This window comes from Paracoccus nototheniae (genome assembly GCF_004335005.1).
GTDB classification, from domain to species: domain Bacteria; phylum Pseudomonadota; class Alphaproteobacteria; order Rhodobacterales; family Rhodobacteraceae; genus Paracoccus; species Paracoccus nototheniae.
This window is the reverse complement of record NZ_RQRT01000217.1, coordinates 1-415: the sequence shown is the minus strand read 5'-3', so window position 1 is coordinate 415 and position 415 is coordinate 1. Positions and strand designations below refer to the sequence as shown.

Genomic DNA, 415 nt, shown 5'->3' with positions numbered 1-415 from the left:
GTTGTTGAATGTAGATAATTGACGCCAAGTTACCCATAAACGAAGTGTTATTAAACCGAGGTCTTAGGAAAAATCTTTTATAATCAAAGTGGTACAGTCGAATTAATGTGTATAGTGAGGCAAATATGATCCCAACCATGACCTTAACCGATAGTGCTGCTAATAAAGTGCGGCGTCTACGCGAAGAAGAGGGTGACGATAGTTTAATGCTGCGAGTCTATGTGACTGGCGGTGGCTGCTCTGGGTTTTCTTATGGGTTTAATTTCGCTAATGATATGGGCGAAGATGATGCCAATTTCAAAAATGGCGATGTCACCTTAGTGGTGGACTCCTTAAGCTATCAGTATCTACAAGGCTCCACAATAGACTATACCGAAGGCTTAGAAGGCGCGCGTTTTGTCGTACAAAACCCAAA

1 protein-coding gene is annotated in these 415 nt (G+C 42.2%); it reads left to right on the top strand.

Going from position 1 to position 415, the window contains the following annotated elements; all coding sequences use genetic code 11:
* Positions 1 to 137: 137 nt before the first annotated feature.
* Positions 138 to 415 (top strand): iron-sulfur cluster insertion protein ErpA (gene erpA / locus EG885_RS22520; RefSeq protein ID WP_242679812.1); only part of this gene is annotated, 278 nt, incomplete at its 3' end.